We start from the raw sequence: 17,099 nt of genomic DNA, 5'->3' as shown, positions 1-17,099 counted from the left end.
GGATTATGAGGCCGTCAGGGGGAAGCAAGCCCCTCCCACCATCGTATTGCTGTGTGCTCAGGCCTTGATGCCGAGCATATCCCGCGCCAACGCCTCGGCAATCCGAATCCCGTCAACACCCGCCGACAGGATTCCGCCGGCATAACCCGCACCTTCCCCGGCCGGAAACAGGCCTTTTACGTTCAGGCTCTGCATCGACTCATCGCGGGTAATGCGCAACGGTGATGACGTGCGGGTCTCGATCCCCGTCAACACTGCATCGTGCAGCGAATAACCTTTGATCTGCTTCTCGAACGCCGGCAAGGCTTCGCGGATGGCCTCGATGGCGAAGTCCGGCAAGGCCAGGGCCAGGTCGCCCAGGGATACGCCGGGCTTGTAGGAAGGTTCCACACTGCCTAAGGCGGTGGACGGTTTGCCGGCGATAAAGTCGCCCACCAACTGCGCCGGTGCCTCGTAGTTGCTGCCGCCGAGGATGTAGGCGTGGGACTCCAGGCGTTCCTGCAACTCGATACCGGCCAACGGGCCACCCGGGTAATCCACTTCGGGCGTGATGCCGACCACAATGCCGGAGTTGGCGTTGCGCTCGTTGCGCGAGTACTGGCTCATGCCGTTGGTCACGACGCGATTGGGTTCCGAGGTCGCGGCCACCACAGTGCCGCCCGGGCACATGCAGAAGCTATAGACCGAACGGCCGTTCTTGGCGTGGTGCACCAGCTTGTAGTCGGCCGCGCCCAGTTTCGGGTGGCCGGCGTACTTGCCCAGGCGTGCGGCGTCGATCAGCGACTGCGGGTGTTCGATACGGAAACCCACCGAGAACGGCTTGGCCTCCATGTAAACGCCGCGGCCATGGAGCATGCGGAAGGTGTCGCGGGCGCTGTGGCCCAGGGCAAGAATCACATGCCTGGAGAGAATCTGCTCGCCGCCGTCGACGACCACACCGTTCAACTGCCCCTCTTCGATCAATACGTCGGTGACGCGTTGCTCGAAGCGCACTTCACCGCCGAGGGCGATGATCTGCTCGCGCATGTTTTCCACCACGCCGGTCAGGCGGAAGGTGCCGATATGGGGCTTGCTGACGTAGAGGATCTCTTCCGGCGCGCCGGCCTTGACGAACTCGTGCAGCACCTTGCGGCCGTGGAATTTCGGGTCCTTGATCTGGCTGTACAGCTTGCCGTCGGAGAAGGTGCCGGCGCCGCCTTCACCGAATTGCACGTTGGATTCGGGGTTAAGCACGCTTTTACGCCACAGGCCCCAGGTGTCCTTGGTGCGTTGGCGCACTTCCTTGCCGCGCTCGAGGATGATCGGCTTGAAGCCCATCTGTGCCAGCAGCAGCCCGGCGAAGATCCCGCAGGGCCCAAAACCGACCACGATCGGCCGCTCGACCAGGTCTGCCGGCGCCTGGCCCACCACCTTGTAGCTGACGTCGGGGGCCGGGTTGACGTTGCGGTCGTCGGCAAACTTGAGCAGCAGGGCGGCTTCGCCCTTCACGTTCAAGTCGATGGTGTAGATGAAGCACAGCTCCGACGATTTTTTACGTGCATCGTAGCTGCGTTTGAACAGGGTGAAATCGAGCAGGTCATCACTGGCGATGCCCAGGCGCTGCACGATGGCTGGCCGCAGGTCTTCTTCGGGATGGTCGATGGGCAGCTTGAGTTCGGTGATTCGTAACATGACAGGATCCGGTAGGCGGCGGGCGAGAAGGCCGGCTGTTTTGCAAACCGGCGATTATAAGCCCCAATGGCGACTTTCCGTCAGGTTAAAACAGCGCAGGGTCGAATCAGTCGTCCCGCGAGCCGCCAAAGGCTGCGCAACCACGCTGCACCTGGCCGTTAACCCGCAACTCGGCGCTCATGTGTTGCAGGCTGCCGCTCACACTGTCGACGCAGCGCTGGGGCGCCACCCACAGTTCGATGTGCTGGTTATTGGCTTCGGTCATCAGGTTGAAGCGGCCGTCGCCCAGCTGTTCTTCGACGTACGGCACTGCCAACGGCGGTTGGCCCTCGCGTTCCAGCACCATGCCCTTGGCCGTGACGTTCATCGCCCAGGCCGGTTTATGGCCGTTGGCGCGCAGGATCATGCGCTTGAAGTCCGGGTCGGTACAGGCGGAGGTCGAGCGTTCGACGCGGTACAGCTGTTGCAGCTCCACTTCGCCCTGGGTACCGGTGGCAACCCCGGAAAACTTGCCGCGCAGGTCGGCAAACAGTGCGCCTTGCTGGCCGGCCAGGGAGGCCGCTTCCTGCAGGATGCTGGTGCCGCCGGTATCCTTGACCACGTAGTTACGCTGGTCGCCGCACGGCTGGAACAACAGCTTGCCGTCCGCCGCGGTCAATTCACCCTGCATCCGGGTCAGCCCGACGGTAGACGGCTTGGCCGGCTCGCTTTCGAACAGCTGGCAAGCGGCGAACAGGGGAAGCAAGGCAAACAGGGCGAGGGTACGGGCGGCGCGCATATTGGGTCTCCAAACAAGTGCCGCCACGTTACGCAGGCTGGCGCCGCATCACAAGCCCGCTCGCCGGCTTCAGGTGTTTCTGACAGACATCAAATTCAGCCTACGATAAAGGTCTGACCGGTTTGTAGGCCCTCGACGCTTTTTGCGTAAGCCAGCGCCACATCGGCAGCTGGAGCTGGTTTGTAGCCACGGAAATACGGTGCATAGCTGCCCATGGCTTCCAGTAGAACGGTCGGGCTCACAGCATTGATACGCAGGCCGCGTGGCAATTCAATGGCCGCCGCTTTGACGAATGCGTCCAGTGCACCGTTGACCAACGCTGCCGAGGCGCCGGTGCGGATCGGATCACGGTTCAGGATGCCGCTGGTGAAGGTGAACGAAGCGCCGTCGTTGGCATACTCCCGACCGATCAGCAGTAGGTTGACCTGGCCCATCAGCTTGTCACGCAGGCCCAGTTCAAAGTCGCCTTCGCTCATCTCGCCCAAGGCTACGAAATTGACGTTGCCCGCTGCGCAGACCAGTGCGTCGAACTGGCCGGTTTGTTCAAACAATTTACGAATCGAAGCGCTGTCGCTGATGTCCACCTGGAAATCGCCGCTGGTGCGACCGATGCTGATCACGTCGTGACGCTGGCTCAGCTGCGCCTTCACTGCCGAACCGACTGTGCCGCTGGCACCAATCAATAGGATTTTCATCGTGCTGTTCCTCCAGAGATAGTGAAGGTTCAGTCTAGTGTGGCTTTTTCAGCGGATAAACGCGCTAATAGGCAACCTTTGGTTTTCAAATGGAAACAATCCATGAGCGAAATGGATGACCTGGCGGCCTTCGCGGTGCTGATCGAAGCTGGCAGCTTTACCCTGGCGGCCGAGCAACTGGGGTGCAGCAAAGGGCAGCTGTCCAAGCGCATCAGCCAGTTGGAAGCGCAGTTTGCCGTGGTGCTGTTGCACCGTACGACGCGCAAACTGAGCCTCACCGCTGCCGGCGCGGCGTTGCTGCCCCAGGCACAAGCGCTGGTGGTGCAGGTGGAGCGCGCGCGCCAGGCATTGGCGCGGCTCAAAGATGATTTGACCGGCCCTGTGCGCATGACCGTTCCGGTCTCGTTGGGTGAGACCTTCTTTGATGGCTTATTGCTGGAGTTCTCCAAGCAATACCCGCAGGTGCAGGTCGAACTGGAGCTTAACAACAGCTACCGCGACTTGGCCCGGGATGGTTTTGACTTGGGCGTACGCTCGGGCGCCATCGAACAGGCACGCCTGGTGGCCAAGCCTTTGCTGGCGTGGCGCGAGATGACCTGCGCCAGCCCGGCCTATCTGGAACAGCACGGCGAACCACTGACCCCGGCGGACCTGGCGACACACATCTGTTTGCTCAACAGTCACTACAGCGGCCGCGAGGAATGGTTGTATCACCAGCAACACGAATTGCTGCGGGTGCGGGTAAGCGGCACGTTTGCCTCCAACCATTACAACTTGCTGAAAAAAGCCGCCTTGGTGGGCGCCGGTATCGCACGTCTACCATCCTATGTGTTACCGACGGAACTGGCTGACGGCCGTTTACGCTGGCTGCTGCGCGACTATCAGACACGCAGCATGCCGATGTACCTGGTGCATCCTTACCAGGGTGGCCTGCCGCGGCGTACTCAGGTATTGGCCGATTACCTGGTGGATTGGTTCAGGCGCAGCGGCGAGGCGTTGGATCGGCTTTAACGCAAGCGACGGGCAATCCAGTGGTCGATGGACAGTCTGCCCGGCCCCTTGGCGAGCAACAGCAACAGCAGCGCAATCCAGGTGCCGTGGGTCGGATAGGCATCAGGGTAGACGAACAACTGGATGGTCAAGGTCATGCCGATCAGGGCCAGGGCTGAGAAGCGCGTGGCCAATCCCAGCAGGATCAGCACCGGGAAAAAATGCTCGGCAAAGGTTGCCAGATGCGCGGCAACTTCCGGCGGCAGCAACGGCACGTGGTACTCGCTGCGAAACAGCCACAACGCCGACGCAGCAAGTTTGGGCTCGCCCCATTGGAATGTGCCGCTGACCAAGTCGATGGCAAAACCTTCGACTTTGGTTTGCCCGGATTTCCAGAACACTGCCGCAATGGAGAAGCGCGCAATAAACGCGATCAGGCTGTAGGGGATGTTTTCGAACAGGGCGATGGCCCGTTTTACCAGGCAGGGAGCGGGCGCGTTCATGGCGATACCTTTCTTTCCAGATGCAAATGAGTGATGGCGTCGTGGCTGATCAGCAGCTTGAGACATTGGTGCAGGTCGAATTCGGCCGAGGCTTCAAGCGCATTGGCAACGGCCGCCTCCAGCCCGGCGCCTTGCTTGAGGCGGTTGATAAAGATGACCGAGCCACTGTCGATGGCAAATACTTTGACCGCCAACCCTTGGCGCAAGACCAGAGCGCCCTGGGCATGCCAGGGGTTCAACGTGGCGATAGCGTCCTCGGTCTGGTGCGCGGCCCATACCGCGACGATTGCGTAGGGGGAGTTCAGCGTGGCGAGCGATGGGTGCAGTTGCACACGCAGGTGTCCGAGTTGCTCTGCGCCTTGCAGTTGTTGAAGAACGCTGGGCTGGTCCAGCGCCTGGCGATCCGCCGCGTGATAGGCGCGAACCCGCAGGCGTTCCAATCGCGCTATATCTGCCAGGTAAGGCACGCTCGAAGCCGGCTCAAACCCTTGGATAAAGTCAGCCAAAGAGCTGCCGTATTCGCTGATCAACGGGGTAGTGGGCGGATAAGCCTGGACGTACAGGCCGGCCATGGCATGGAAAAACTCATCGCCTACCAATCGCCGCACCACCGGATAAGCGGCCGCCAGCCCATCGTTCAACGAGCTGTGAACGTTATTGCGATACACCGCGAAGCGGCTTGCCGGGTCGGCACCATTGCTGCTGAACACACCCTCGGGACAGACTGCGTCGGGCGCCAGCAAAGCCTGGGCAAATTCGTGTTGAATACTCATCTGGCCACCTGCGACAAATACCATTGGGCTTGCCGGGCCTCGGCCTGCAGCACGCTGAATGCCGGCACCTGATTATCCCGTTCGATCAAGGTGGCTACCGGGCCGGTCCGTGTCAGTACCTGTTCGTACAATTGCCACACAGCGTTATCGATAGGCGCGCCGTGGTCATCGATCAGCAGGCGGTCGCCCAGGCTGTCTGTGTCTTCGGCAAAGCCGGCCAGATGAATCTCCCCCACAGCGTGCAAGGGCAGGGCGTCGATGTAGGCCGATGGATCGCGCTGGTGGTTGATGCAGGATACGTAGACGTTGTTGACGTCGAGCAGCAGGCCGCAACCGGTACGGCGGATGACCTCGCTGATGAAGTCGGTTTCATCCAGGGTAGAGCGCTGGAACTGCAAGTAGGTCGAGGGATTCTCCAGCAGCATCGGCCGCTTGAGTGTGCTTTGTACCTGATCGACGTGGTCGCATACCCGGCTCAGGTTGCTGGCGTCGAAGGCCAGGGGCAGCAAGTCGTTGAGAAACACCGGGCCGTGGCTGGACCAGGCCAGGTGTTCGGAAAAAGACTGGGGTTGATAGCGTTCGATCAGCGTGACCAGGCGTGCCAGGTGCTCAAGGTCCAGTGGACCTTCGCCGCCGATGGACAGGCCCACGCCGTGCAGTGACAGTGGGTACTGTGCGCGGATCAAGCCCAGGTAGTGATGAAACGGGCCGCCGGCCACCATGTAGTTTTCGGCGTGCACTTCGAAAAAACCGATGTCGGGGCGGGTCTCAAGCACCTGGGTAAAGTGCTCGGCCTTCAGCCCCAGCCCGGCCCGCAAGGGCAGGCCAGGCGCCTGAGCCAGTGAGACCGTGTAGTCGGGTGTTGGCGTCATCATCAGTACTCAGGCTTGCGGGGGATCAGGACTTGGCGGTGAAGGCGGCTTCCTGGCCGAAGCCGGTCGGCGATGTGGTGCTTGGGGTCTTGGTGCAGGTGCCGGCGGGCACCAGTTTCCAGGCGTTGGCCTGGTCTTTAGTTTTGGAGGTGCCAGCGCAGGAAGTGCCAGCACCCGCGGCGCAGTCGTTCTTGCCGGCTTCAGCCACGCCGAAGCATTTCTGCATCTCGTCGGCCGCGTGGGCGGTGGTACTCAGGGCGGACAGGCTCAGGGCTGAGCCCAGGGCCAGGATGAGGGAGGCGGCGGACAGTTTGGTGGTCATGGGTATAACTCCAGCAGTGGGTTGAGTGAGCGGGCTTGATTGCCTGCTTGCACCACTAGAGAGAGGAGGGGGTGAGTTCGTTACAAAGAGTTCGAAAATAATTCGAGAATCTCTTGGTTCACACAAAAAATGTGGGAGGGGGCTTGCCCCCGATAGCGGTGGTTCAGTCACCAGATGCAGTGACTGTCAGCCTGCCATCGGGGGCAAGCCCCCTCCCACATTTAGATCCGGTTTACTCAGTTTCCGGGTCTTAGCCGCCGAGGTACGCCTCCCGCACCTTCGGGTCCGTCAGCAGTTGCTCGCCAGTCCCCTGCATGACCACCCGGCCGTTTTCCAGCACATAGGCACGGTCAGCAATTTTCAGCGCCTGGTTGGCGTTCTGCTCCACCAGGAACACCGTTACACCGTCCTTGCGCAGCTGTTCGATGATGTCGAAGATCTGCTGGATGATGATCGGTGCCAGGCCCAGGGATGGTTCGTCCAACAGAAGCAGCTTGGGCTTGCTCATCAGCGCCCGGCCGATGGCGAGCATTTGCTGCTCGCCGCCGGACATGGTGCCGCCGCGCTGGCTGAAGCGTTCCTTGAGGCGCGGGAACAGGTGCAGCACCTTGTCCATTTGCTCCTGGTAGTCGCCCTTGTCGGTGAAGAACCCACCCATGGCCAGGTTCTCTTCCACGGTCAGGCGCGAGAACACCCGACGACCCTCCGGTACCACGGCAATGCTCTTGCGCATGATCTCGGCGGAGTGCTTGCCCACCAGTTCCTCACCCATGTAGCGGATGCTGCCGCCGTGGGCCTGGGGCGAACCGCACAGGGTCATCAGCAGGGTCGATTTGCCGGCGCCGTTGGCGCCGATCAGGGTGACGATCTCACCCTGGCGTACTTCCACATTGACGTCGTGCAAGGCCTGGATCTTGCCGTAGAAAGTGGAAACGTTTTCGAATTGCAGCATTTTACGCTTCCCCCAAGTAGGCTTTGATCACTTCAGGATTGTCGCGGATCTGCTCCGGCGTCCCGTCGGCCAGTGGCGTACCCTGGTTGATCACGACGATGTGGTCGGAAATGCTCATGACCAGTTTCATGTCGTGTTCAATCAACAGCACCGTGGCGTCGTTCTCCTCACGCAGCACGCTGATCAGCGCCTTGAGGTCTTCGGTTTCCTTGGGGTTCAGGCCGGCGGCGGGTTCGTCGAGCATGAGGATCCGCGGGCGCGTCATCATGCAACGAGCGATTTCCAGGCGACGCTGCTGACCATAGGCCAGGGTGCCGGCCGGGCGGTTGGCAAATTCCGTCAGGTTGACCTTGTCCAGCCAGTACGCCGCGTACTCCATGGCCTCGCGCTCGCTCTTGCGGAACGCCGGGGTCTTGAACAGGCCTGCGAAGAAGTTGGTGTTCAAATGGCGGTGCTGGGCGATCAACAGGTTCTCGACCGCGGTCATGTCTTTGAACAGGCGCACGTTCTGGAAGGTACGCACCACGCCCTTGCGGGCGATTTCGTGGCCGGCCAGGCCTTGTATCGGCTGGCCGTCCAGCAGGATGCTGCCACCGCTTGGCTTGTAGAAGCCGGTAAGGCAGTTGAACACTGTGGTCTTGCCGGCGCCGTTGGGGCCGATCAGTGCTACAACCTGTTTCTCTTTCACGGTCAGGGCTACGCCGTTGACCGCCAGCAAGCCGCCGAAGCGCATGCTCAAGTTTTCGACTTTCAGGATCTCGCGGCTCATTTGCGCAGCTCCATGTGTGGACGTTGCATGGGCAGCAGGCCTTGAGGGCGCCAGATCATCATCAGCACCATCAAGGCGCCGAACATCAACATGCGGTATTCGCTGAACTCACGCATCATTTCCGGCAGCAGGATCATCACGATCGCCGCCAGGATCACGCCCAATTGCGAGCCCATGCCACCGAGCACCACGATGGCGAGAATGATCGCCGACTCGATGAAGGTGAACGACTCGGGGGTCACCAGGCCTTGGCGGGCGGCGAAGAAACTACCGGCAAAACCAGCGAACGCGGCACCCAGGGTGAACGCTGAGAGCTTGATGATGGTCGGGTTCAGGCCCAGGGCACGGCAGGCGATTTCATCTTCGCGCAACGCTTCCCAGGCGCGGCCGATGGGCATGCGCAGCAAGCGGTTGATCACGAACAGTGCCGCCAGCGCCAGCAACAGCGCCACCAGGTACAGGAACACCACTTTGCTTACCGGGTTGTAGGCAATCCCGAAGTATTCGTGGAAGGTCTGCATGCCTTCGGCTGCGGTACGGTCGAACGACAGCCCGAAGAACGTCGGTTTGGGGATGCTGCTGATGCCATTGGGGCCACCGGTGATGTCGGTGAGGTTACGCAGGAACAGACGGATGATTTCACCAAAGCCCAGGGTCACGATCGCCAGGTAGTCACCGCGCAGGCGCAGCACCGGGAAGCCCAGCAGGAAGCCGAACGTCGCCGCCGCCATACCGGCCAATGGCAGGCAGATCCAGAAGCTCCAGCCCAGGTAGTGTGAGAGCAGCGCGTAGGTATAGGCACCCACGGCGTAGAAACCCACATAACCAAGGTCAAGCAGGCCGGCCAGGCCCACCACGATGTTCAGGCCCAGGCCCAGCAACACGTAGATCAGGATCAGGGTGGCAATGTCGACCGCACCGCGGGAGCCGAAGAACGGCCAGATCAGCGCGGCGATAATCAGGCCGATGATGATGTAGCGCTGGGTACGCGGCAGGGTCAGGAATTGGCTGACCTTGGGCGACACCAACGGGCCACGATTGCCCTTGAACAAGGCACCGACCTGCTGGGTGAACAGCACGCGCAGGAACATCAGCACCGAGCACAGGGCGATGACTGCCAGGGTCACGGGACCGGTGCCATGCACTTCCAGGTTGATGCCGACAATGCTCAGCTTGAGGCCGAGTACCGGAAAGGCCACGGCCCATACCAGCAAGGCGCTGAAAAACGCCGATTTAAGATATCTGCTCATACTTTCTCAACCTCCGGACGGCCCAGGATGCCGGTCGGACGGAACAACAGCACCAGAACCAACAGGCCGAACGCCACGACGTCCTTGTACTGGTCACCGAAGATATCGGCGCCAAAGGCTTCGGCCACACCCAGCACCAGCCCGCCGAGCATCGCGCCCGGAATGCTGCCGATGCCGCCCAATACCGCTGCGGTAAAGGCCTTCAGGCCCACCAGGAAACCGGCGTTGGGGTTGATCACGCCGTATTGCATGCTCAGCAACACGGCCGCCACGGCCGCCAGTGCGGCACCAATGACGAAGGTCAAGGCGATGATGTTGTTGGTGTTGATGCCCAGCAGGTTGGCCATCTTGATGTCTTCGGCGCAGGCCCGGCAGGCGCGCCCCAGACGGGAGCGGGAGATGAACAGGGTCAGGCCCAGCATGGCCACCAGGGTGACGACGAAGACCAGGATCTGCATGTACGAAATCAGCACTTCTTGTGCGCCACCCGGGCCGAAGGAGATGCTCCCCGGGATCAGGTTGGGAATGGACTTGTCCTTGGAGTCCTGGGACAGCAATACGGTGTTCTGCAGGAAAATCGACATGCCGATGGCGGAAATCAGCGGGATCAAACGGTTGCTGCCCCGCAAGGGACGGTAGGCAACCCGCTCGATACTGTAGCCATAGGCACTGGTCACGATGATCGACGCCAGGAACGCAGCGGTCATCAACAGCGGCAGGGAGTGGATCCCCATCATGGCCAGCCCGGCGAGGGCGATGAAGGCCACGTAGGAACCAATCATGTACACCTCGCCATGGGCGAAGTTGATCATTCCAATGATGCCGTAAACCATTGTGTAGCCAATGGCTATCAAGGCATAGGTGCTGCCAATGGTCAGGCCATTAACCAGCTGTTGGAAAAAATGATAGATCTCAGGCATTACAGCGCTCCTAAAAACCCGATACGCATTTCACTGGTGGAGTCATTTCCGGCTGGGTGCCCTGTTCTGTGAGCAGGTTGCACAAAGCGTTTGCCAGCGAACCGCTGGTGACGGTTTTAAGATTTTCAGGTGAGCCAGCGCCCGGATCGCGGGTGACATGGCCCATAAACCTCGTAAAACAAAGCCCACTGCTTGCACAGTGGGCTTGTTGACCAGTAACGCCTGGCTTACTGAGGGGAAACTTCGGTTTTTGGTTTACCGAAGTGCCATTCGTAGACCACGAATTTGAAGTCTTTCAGGTCGCCCTTGGCGTCAAAGCTCAGATCGCCGGTAGGGGTCTTGAAGGTGCCCGCGTGGATGGCCTCGGCCACCTTGGCGGTGTCTTCGCTCTTGGCCGCCTTGATGCCGCCAGCGATGACTTCAATGGCCGAGTAGGCCGGGAACACGAACGGACCGGTTGGGTCCTGCTTGTTCTTGGCGAACTCTTCGACGATGGCTTTGTTGGCAGGGTCGGTGTCGAAGGACTTCGGCAGGGTCACCAGCAGGCCTTCTGAAGCGCCCTGGGCGATTTGCGAGATGGAGTCGTTGCCGACGCCTTCCGGGCCCATGAACTTGGCGTTCAGGCCTTTTTCCTTGGCTTGGCGCAGGATCAGGCCCAGCTCAGGGTGGTAGCCGCCGTAGTAGACGAAGTCGACGTTGGCTTGCTTGAGTTTCTGGATGATCGAGGAGAAGTCCTTGTCACCGGCGTTCAGGCCTTCGAAGACGGCAACCTTGGTGCCTTTCTCTTCGAGGGTTTTCTTCACGGCACTGGCGATGCCTTCACCGTATTGCTGTTTGTCGTGCAGCACGGCAACGATCTTCGGCTTCACGTGGTCGGCGATGTAGTTGCCGGCCGCTGGGCCTTGCGCGCTGTCGAGGCCGATGGTGCGGAAGATCAGCTTGTAGCCACGGGAGGTGATTTCCGGGCTGGTGGCGGCTGGGGTAATCATGATGACGCCTTCGTCTTCATAAATGTCCGACGCTGGCTGAGTGGAGCTGGAGCAGAGGTGACCGACTACGAACTTGACGCCGTCGTTGACCACTTTGTTGGCGACGGCCACGGCTTGTTTCGGATCGCAGGCGTCGTCGTATTCCTTGGCTTCAAGCATTTTGCCATCGACGCCGCCCTTGGCGTTGATGTCGGCGATTGCCTGCTTGGCACCCATGAATTGCATGTCACCGTATTGCGTCACCGGACCAGTCTTGGGACCGGCGATGCCGATCTTGATGGTGTCGGCTGCGAACGAATGGCCGGCAACCCCAGCCAGGACCATAGCGGCAAACAGTTTGGAAATCTGCTTAGTAGCCTTATTCATAGTGCTCCACTCTTACTGTTGTATTTTTTATAGTTCTAGCGGCCTTGTGAGCTGCAGAACCGGATCAGATATCGCGGATATCCCCCCGGCATTGCCCTGGCAACTGTACCGGTACAGTGTAGAGCGCCGGTTGATCGCTTGAAAAGCTGGCAGCTGGGGGCATACCACTGCTATGTCGCTTAAATGAAAGAAAAAGACAGAATTGCGGCGGGTTCTTATCAGCCTTCAAGGCATTCCTTGGCTTTCCTGGCACTTTCAATCGCTACCTCATTTGCTACTGGGTTTTTCTACCTGGGTTACGAGGCTATGATTGCGCCGATTTTTTATTCAGGTGAACTCCCATGACGCAAGAACCTAGCACCCTCTATGCCAAGCTGCTCGGTGAAACCGCCGAAATTTCCTGGAAGGAGCTCGAGCCGTTCTTTGCCAAGGGTGCCCTATTGTGGGTCGACGCCGGCCTGGATCTGATCGAAGCGGCCGAGGGAATGGCCGAGGACAACCGTGAGAAAGTCGCCGCCTGGCTGGCTGCAGGGAGCCTTGGCGAAGTGTCTGCAATGCGGGCGTTGGACTTGGTGGAGCGAGACCCGAGCCTGTGGGCGGTGGTGGTATCGCCTTGGATCCTGATCCAGGAAAGGGCAGCTTAAGAATTACCTGCACGAAAAAGGTGCGTCTTTTTATCCTCTGCAAGTGTGTAGCGGAGTAACCGCCCGGCCGGTGATGGCACCTTGCCGTAGAGAAAGGTCACAGCCGAGGGTGACGTAAACGTCACGGGAACAGTTGATACCGAGAGGAAATCGAGGATGAATTGTTTCCGGGTGTGCCAGGGCGCTGGAGTTCAGCGACTGGACTGTCCATTCGAACGCTCGATCTCAGCGAATTGGCCTGACGATTGAAGGCGGGCCGATGCGCGCCGGCGCAGGGTCGTTCGGCGGTGAGGTGTCCGTGGCGCCTTCCACGCTGAATGGGTAAAGCGGGTTGCGCAGCGCAATGCCTTGGATCACGCCGATGATCTCGTTGAAGGGCACCGCCGGGCTGAGCAGGTAGCCCTGGATATAGTCGCAGCCATGTTTGAGTAGCAGCTCGAATTGCTCCTGGGTTTCCACGCCTTCTGTGACCACCTGCAAGTGCAGGGTGTGGGCCATGCCGATAATCGCCTGGACGATTTCGCTGTCGGCTCTGGACCTTGGTGTGTCCTGGATAAACGAGCGGTCGATTTTCAAGGTGTTCAGCGGCAAGCGCTTGAGGTAGGCCAGGGATGAATAGCCAGTGCCGAAATCATCGATCGCCAGGGAGACGCCCAACGCACGGATTTGCCGCAACAGCGCCAGGGTGCTGCTGATATTGCCCATCAGTGCATTTTCGGTGACTTCCAGTTCCAGGCGGTTGGCAGCCACAGCAGCGAAGCGCAGGGCGGCTTCGATTTCATCGGCCAACTCGTCCCGGGCCAGGTTCAGCGCCGAGCAGTTCACCGCCATGGTCAGTTCGGTGTAGCCTCGGTCAGACAGCAGGCTCAGATCATGACAGGCCTGGCGCAGTACCCAGTGGTCGAGCTCCGCGATCAGCCCGTTATTCTCGGCGATGCCGATAAAGCGGTCCGGTGCCAGCAGCCCGTGCTGCGGATGCTGCCAGCGCACCAGGGCTTCCAGGCGCGTGACCTTGGCAAGCTTCATGTCGAAGATCGGTTGATAGAACAGCACCAACCCACTGCGTGCGCGCAGGGCAGCGCGCAGCTCTTCTTCCAGCTGCAGTTCGAGGAACGCGCGGGTTTTCAGGTTGGAGCTGAAGAAGTGCAGGCTGTTGCGCCCGGCATCCTTGGATTGATAAAGCGCCAGGTCGGCGGTTTTCAACAGTTCTTCGCAGGTCTGGCCGTCGTCGGGGAACAGGCTGATGCCGATGCTGGTGGTCATCACCATGCGTCGGCCGGCCAGTTCGATGGGTTCTTTCATTTTCTGCATGATGCGCAGGGCCATATGCCGTGCTTCGTCGCGGTGATGAATATTGATCAGGATGCAGAACTCATCGCCACCAAATCGTGCGACGACATCCTCATGGCTGCGTACCGAGCTTTTGATATACCCGGCCAATACGGTGAGCAACTGGTCGCCAGCATCGTGCCCAAGGCTGTCATTAATGCGCTTGAAGTGATCTATATCGAGGAAGATCACCGCCATCATCCCTTTGTTTCGCGTTTTTTCTACGACTTTTTCCGCGAAAATCTGATTGAACCCGCGGCGGTTGAGCAGATTGGTCAATGCATCGAAGTGGGCCACCTGTTGCAGCGAGGCGCGAGCCTGGTCCAGTTCGCTGAGCAGCGCGTTGACCCGGCGCAGGTCATGCTCCTTGTGTTGCAGTTTTTTATCCGCCAGGGCTGCGCTGATACTGCTGCCGATCACCAGCAAAGTAATCACCGCCACCGACAGGCCCAGTTGAATCGGGTTGTTATCTACCGGCAGCGACAGGTCCGCATCATTGAGTACCAGCATTTGCATGGCGGCCATGCCTGTGAAATGCATGCTCAGGATTCCGGCGCCCAGCACCAGGCTGGCGGCGTATTTGAGCAATTGATGAAAGACCCCGGCACCGTTACGCAGGTAACTGGACAGCAGCAACGCCGCCAGGCTGGCACCGATGGCAATCGCCACCGACGCCATGAACAGTCGCGATTCAACGTACACCTGGGCCTGGGAGCGCATGGCCGCCATGCCCACGTAGTGCATCAGTGCGATGCCCAGGCCCATCCACACTGAGGCCAGCAGGTATTGGTGGGGCCGCACGTGGGCATGACTGAGGGTTTGCATGGCCAATAGCGCAGCGATCAGGGCGATCAGCAGGGAAGCGAAGGTCGTGAGAAGTTCGTAGTGAATGGCGACAGGGGCCTGGAAGGCCAGCATGCTGATGAAGTGGGTCGACCAGATCCCGCCCGCCAGGCAACCCGCTCCCAGCCAGCACCAATGACGGCGGGCGGTGGGGTTTTCGACATGGCCGACGCGTTCGGCCATGTCTAGCGTACCGAAACCCGCTGCGCAGGCGACCAGGTAGGCGAGCAGCACCAGAAAGGGGTTATGACTGCAATTGAGTAATAAATGCCCGCTGTCTGGAAGGTCGGTAAAAAAATGCTGACCCAGCCATTCCATAGCTTATCCCATCTTGGAGCCACGTCACTGCCAGAGGCGATGACCTATGACGTCGAGTATAGAAGCCTCGTGGCATTTGCGATGAATAATGGCACTTTGATTTCAATGATTTTGGCATGCGACACATAACGTTTGGTGCTAAGCACTGATGGGCAATTCCAGTTCGAAGTGTTGCTCCTCAAGGGGGGCCAGGCCGAACGCGGCGCGCGCCGCATCGCAGTCGACATTTTGCACCCCCTGGCTCCAGGAAGAATCGAACTCGCGGCATACGCTGGAACGCTGTTCATAGATCGAGCAACTGGTTGCCTGCCCAACCTCACCTTCAAGGCTGCAACACCGCGCGGGCTTCTGGTCGGTACCGATCATCGCCACTCGGCTGGGGTTGATCTGCACCACCAGGTCATCGGGCACCGTACCCCCGGATGAGGCGCACTCGCCCCAAAAGAAAGACACACGAAAGTGTGAACAGCAGGCACCGCAATTCAGACACGGACTGGCTTCGGACATGGGCGTCATCGATAAGAAGGTAAGAGGAGGGTGCAACGGAAGGCTCGCCATTCTATCCGTGCCAAGGCCATTGGGAAGGGGGGCAAGCACTTATATTTTTGTGGGTGAAATCCCGCGTTATCGGGTGAAATCATGCCCTATCAGCTTTACGAATCATTACAGACAACCGCTGCCAGCCTGATTATGTTGCAGGTACCGGGCAGGATGCGTCGGGCATCGCAGCTCTCATAACAATAAAAGAGACGGACCCATGCAGAACTCGACCCAAGCGGCGAATGCCTGGCGCATTCTGTTCCTGCTGTTCCTCGCCAACCTGTTCAATTTCTTTGATCGCACCATCCCCGCGATCATCATCGAGCCCATTCGCATGGAATGGCACCTGAGCGACTTCCAGCTCGGGATCATCGGCACCGCCTTTACCATTGTCTACGCCATCGCCGGGCTGCCGCTCGGGCGCCTGGCCGATACTGGCTCACGCAGCAAATTGATGGGCTGGGGCCTGTTCGCCTGGAGCGGGCTGACGGCAGTCAACGGCTTGGTCGGCAGTTTCTGGAGCTTCCTGCTGGTGCGCATGGGCATTGGTATTGGCGAGGCCAGCTATGCGCCGGCTGCCAACTCGCTGATTGGCGACCTGTTTCCCGCCCACCGCCGTGCGCGAGCCATGGGCATTTTTATGCTCGGTCTGCCGTTGGGCCTGTTGCTGGCGTTCTTTACCATCGGCTGGATGGTCAAGGCTTTCGACAGCTGGCGTGCGCCGTTCTTTATCGCGGCGGTGCCGGGGCTGATCCTGGCGGTGTTCATGTTCTATATAAAAGAACCCAAGCGCGGCGCGGCGGAAACCGTGCAAGTCTCCCAGGAGCGCGTCGACCGCCCGATCCGTCGCGTGCTGGCAGTGCCGACCTTTCTCTGGCTGGTGCTCGCCGGGCTGTGCTTTAACTTTGCTACGTATGCGTGCAACTCGTTCCTGGTGCCGATGCTGCAACGGTATTTTCTGATGCCATTGCAGGATGCGGCTGTCGCGACGGGTGTGATTGTCGGTTTGACCGGCCTGGTGGGCTTGACCCTGGGCGGCTGGATTGCCGACAAGATTCATCAGCGGATCGCCAATGGCCGTCTGCTGTTTGCCGCGTGCAGCTTGATTATCTCCACGGTGACTACCGCCTGGGCCCTGCATGCCGGGCGTATCGAGATTGGCGTGTTTGTCTCGCTGTTCAGTGTGGGCTGGTTGTTTGCCTACAACTTCTACACCTGCGTTTATACGGCGATCCAGGATGTGGTCGAACCGCGCCTGCGCGCTACGGCAATGGCGCTGTTCTTTGCCGGTTTGTATTTGCTCGGCGGCGGGATGGGACCGATTGTGGTGGGCGGGCTGTCTGATCACTTTGCCCATTCGGCAATGTACGCGGCGGGAGCGGAGCAGATGACTGAGGCTTATAAAGCCGTGGGGTTGCATGACGCCATGTACCTGATTCCGGTGGCGCTGTTCTTGACCATGCTGTTTTTGTTCCAGGCGTCACGTAGTTTTGTGCGCGATGCCAAGCGCATGAAGGATGGGCTGAGTGGGGTTCAAGTGCCGGCTTCTGCGGTAACGGCATGAGACCGAGGTGA

Annotated in this window: 17 protein-coding genes; 3 read left to right on the top strand and 14 right to left on the bottom strand. The window is 59.9% G+C overall.

The window, feature by feature from the left end; all coding sequences use genetic code 11:
- Nucleotides 1–57: 57 nt before the first annotated feature.
- The 3 genes from NMB39_RS22120 to NMB39_RS22110 form a co-directional block, all read right to left on the bottom strand.
- Entirely contained in the window at nt 58–1,671 is a 1,614-nt protein-coding gene (locus NMB39_RS22120; protein WP_057021946.1) for an NAD(P)/FAD-dependent oxidoreductase, read from the bottom strand.
- A 106-nt stretch (nt 1,672–1,777) separates the two neighbouring features.
- The gene (locus tag NMB39_RS22115) at nt 1,778–2,449 is read right to left on the bottom strand and encodes a COG3650 family protein (protein ID WP_057021947.1); all 672 of its coding nucleotides are present in this window, start codon (nt 2,447–2,449) and stop codon (nt 1,778–1,780) included.
- 95 nt (nt 2,450–2,544) lie between these two features.
- Nucleotides 2,545–3,144, bottom strand: a complete 600-nt coding sequence (locus NMB39_RS22110) for a short chain dehydrogenase (protein ID WP_494340057.1) — start codon at nt 3,142–3,144, stop codon at nt 2,545–2,547.
- Nucleotides 3,145–3,246: 102 nt separating this feature from the next.
- Between NMB39_RS22110 and NMB39_RS22105 the strand changes: the two genes are divergently transcribed.
- On the top strand, nt 3,247–4,155 hold the full coding sequence (locus NMB39_RS22105) for a LysR family transcriptional regulator (protein WP_494340058.1): 909 nt from the start codon (nt 3,247–3,249) through the stop codon (nt 4,153–4,155).
- Here the strand turns inward: NMB39_RS22105 and NMB39_RS22100 are convergent.
- The 9 genes from NMB39_RS22100 to NMB39_RS22060 all read right to left on the bottom strand — a co-directional run bounded on the left by NMB39_RS22100 (nt 4,152) and on the right by NMB39_RS22060 (nt 11,850).
- Nucleotides 4,152–4,637, bottom strand: coding sequence for a DoxX family protein (locus NMB39_RS22100; RefSeq protein WP_367236047.1), 486 nt, complete (start codon nt 4,635–4,637; stop codon nt 4,152–4,154). The two genes, NMB39_RS22105 and NMB39_RS22100, sit on opposite strands and share 4 nt — an antisense overlap.
- Nucleotides 4,634–5,410 carry an HvfC/BufC N-terminal domain-containing protein gene (locus tag NMB39_RS22095; RefSeq protein ID WP_046071332.1) on the bottom strand — a complete coding sequence of 259 codons (777 nt, stop codon included), beginning with the start codon at nt 5,408–5,410 and terminating at the stop codon, nt 4,634–4,636. Before NMB39_RS22095 ends, NMB39_RS22100 begins: the two co-directional genes overlap by 4 nt.
- Nucleotides 5,407–6,285 (bottom strand): MNIO family bufferin maturase, encoded by an 879-nt coding sequence (bufB, locus tag NMB39_RS22090; RefSeq protein ID WP_494340059.1) that lies wholly within the window; start codon nt 6,283–6,285, stop codon nt 5,407–5,409. Before bufB ends, NMB39_RS22095 begins: the two co-directional genes overlap by 4 nt.
- Nucleotides 6,286–6,307: 22 nt before the next feature.
- On the bottom strand, nt 6,308–6,604 hold the full coding sequence (locus NMB39_RS22085; RefSeq protein WP_306957300.1) for a BufA1 family periplasmic bufferin-type metallophore: 297 nt from the start codon (nt 6,602–6,604) through the stop codon (nt 6,308–6,310).
- A gap of 250 nt (nt 6,605–6,854) precedes the next feature.
- Nucleotides 6,855–7,556 carry an ABC transporter ATP-binding protein gene (locus NMB39_RS22080; RefSeq protein WP_046071335.1) on the bottom strand — a complete coding sequence of 234 codons (702 nt, stop codon included), beginning with the start codon at nt 7,554–7,556 and terminating at the stop codon, nt 6,855–6,857.
- Between the two features lies 1 nt (nt 7,557).
- Nucleotides 7,558–8,325, bottom strand: coding sequence for a high-affinity branched-chain amino acid ABC transporter ATP-binding protein LivG (livG, locus tag NMB39_RS22075; protein WP_046071336.1), 768 nt, complete (start codon nt 8,323–8,325; stop codon nt 7,558–7,560).
- Nucleotides 8,322–9,575 (bottom strand): high-affinity branched-chain amino acid ABC transporter permease LivM, encoded by a 1,254-nt coding sequence (locus NMB39_RS22070; RefSeq protein WP_046071337.1) that lies wholly within the window; start codon nt 9,573–9,575, stop codon nt 8,322–8,324. Before NMB39_RS22070 ends, livG begins: the two co-directional genes overlap by 4 nt.
- Nucleotides 9,572–10,495, bottom strand: a complete 924-nt coding sequence (gene livH, locus NMB39_RS22065) for a high-affinity branched-chain amino acid ABC transporter permease LivH (RefSeq protein WP_003193535.1) — start codon at nt 10,493–10,495, stop codon at nt 9,572–9,574. Before livH ends, NMB39_RS22070 begins: the two co-directional genes overlap by 4 nt.
- 227 nt (nt 10,496–10,722) lie before the next feature.
- Nucleotides 10,723–11,850 carry a branched-chain amino acid ABC transporter substrate-binding protein gene (locus NMB39_RS22060; RefSeq protein ID WP_046071338.1) on the bottom strand — a complete coding sequence of 376 codons (1,128 nt, stop codon included), beginning with the start codon at nt 11,848–11,850 and terminating at the stop codon, nt 10,723–10,725.
- Nucleotides 11,851–12,191: 341 nt separating this feature from the next.
- Between NMB39_RS22060 and NMB39_RS22055 the strand changes: the two genes are divergently transcribed.
- Nucleotides 12,192–12,494, top strand: coding sequence for a DUF2288 domain-containing protein (locus NMB39_RS22055; RefSeq protein WP_057021954.1), 303 nt, complete (start codon nt 12,192–12,194; stop codon nt 12,492–12,494).
- A gap of 225 nt (nt 12,495–12,719) precedes the next feature.
- On the opposite strand, the gene NMB39_RS22050 is transcribed toward NMB39_RS22055, so the two are convergent.
- Nucleotides 12,720–14,984 (bottom strand): putative bifunctional diguanylate cyclase/phosphodiesterase, encoded by a 2,265-nt coding sequence (locus NMB39_RS22050; protein WP_494340060.1) that lies wholly within the window; start codon nt 14,982–14,984, stop codon nt 12,720–12,722.
- Between the two features lie 138 nt (nt 14,985–15,122).
- Entirely contained in the window at nt 15,123–15,491 is a 369-nt protein-coding gene (locus NMB39_RS22045) for a YkgJ family cysteine cluster protein (RefSeq protein ID WP_056847410.1), read from the bottom strand.
- 250 nt (nt 15,492–15,741) lie between these two features.
- On the opposite strand from NMB39_RS22045, the gene NMB39_RS22040 reads away from it, so the two are divergent.
- Nucleotides 15,742–17,088: a spinster family MFS transporter gene (locus NMB39_RS22040; protein ID WP_057021956.1), complete on the top strand. Its 1,347-nt coding sequence runs from the start codon at nt 15,742–15,744 to the stop codon at nt 17,086–17,088.
- Nucleotides 17,089–17,099: the final 11 nt, after the last annotated feature.

This window comes from Pseudomonas sp. FBCC-B545 (assembly GCF_059134095.1).
This window is presented reverse-complemented; position numbering and strand designations above follow the sequence as displayed.

Coding starts and splice junctions, on each gene's coding strand:
- NMB39_RS22120 (WP_057021946.1), bottom strand. CDS start 1,671: ATGTTACGAATCACCGAACTCAAGCTGCCCATCGACCATCCCGAAGAA.
- NMB39_RS22115 (WP_057021947.1), bottom strand. CDS start 2,449: ATGCGCGCCGCCCGTACCCTCGCCCTGTTTGCCTTGCTTCCCCTGTTC.
- NMB39_RS22110 (WP_494340057.1), bottom strand. CDS start 3,144: ATGAAAATCCTATTGATTGGTGCCAGCGGCACAGTCGGTTCGGCAGTG.
- NMB39_RS22105 (WP_494340058.1), top strand. CDS start 3,247: ATGAGCGAAATGGATGACCTGGCGGCCTTCGCGGTGCTGATCGAAGCT.
- NMB39_RS22100 (WP_367236047.1), bottom strand. CDS start 4,637: ATGAACGCGCCCGCTCCCTGCCTGGTAAAACGGGCCATCGCCCTGTTC.
- NMB39_RS22095 (WP_046071332.1), bottom strand. CDS start 5,410: ATGAGTATTCAACACGAATTTGCCCAGGCTTTGCTGGCGCCCGACGCA.
- bufB (WP_494340059.1), bottom strand. CDS start 6,285: ATGATGACGCCAACACCCGACTACACGGTCTCACTGGCTCAGGCGCCT.
- NMB39_RS22085 (WP_306957300.1), bottom strand. CDS start 6,604: ATGACCACCAAACTGTCCGCCGCCTCCCTCATCCTGGCCCTGGGCTCA.
- NMB39_RS22080 (WP_046071335.1), bottom strand. CDS start 7,556: ATGCTGCAATTCGAAAACGTTTCCACTTTCTACGGCAAGATCCAGGCC.
- livG (WP_046071336.1), bottom strand. CDS start 8,325: ATGAGCCGCGAGATCCTGAAAGTCGAAAACTTGAGCATGCGCTTCGGC.
- NMB39_RS22070 (WP_046071337.1), bottom strand. CDS start 9,575: ATGAGCAGATATCTTAAATCGGCGTTTTTCAGCGCCTTGCTGGTATGG.
- livH (WP_003193535.1), bottom strand. CDS start 10,495: ATGCCTGAGATCTATCATTTTTTCCAACAGCTGGTTAATGGCCTGACC.
- NMB39_RS22060 (WP_046071338.1), bottom strand. CDS start 11,850: ATGAATAAGGCTACTAAGCAGATTTCCAAACTGTTTGCCGCTATGGTC.
- NMB39_RS22055 (WP_057021954.1), top strand. CDS start 12,192: ATGACGCAAGAACCTAGCACCCTCTATGCCAAGCTGCTCGGTGAAACC.
- NMB39_RS22050 (WP_494340060.1), bottom strand. CDS start 14,984: ATGGAATGGCTGGGTCAGCATTTTTTTACCGACCTTCCAGACAGCGGG.
- NMB39_RS22045 (WP_056847410.1), bottom strand. CDS start 15,491: ATGTCCGAAGCCAGTCCGTGTCTGAATTGCGGTGCCTGCTGTTCACAC.
- NMB39_RS22040 (WP_057021956.1), top strand. CDS start 15,742: ATGCAGAACTCGACCCAAGCGGCGAATGCCTGGCGCATTCTGTTCCTG.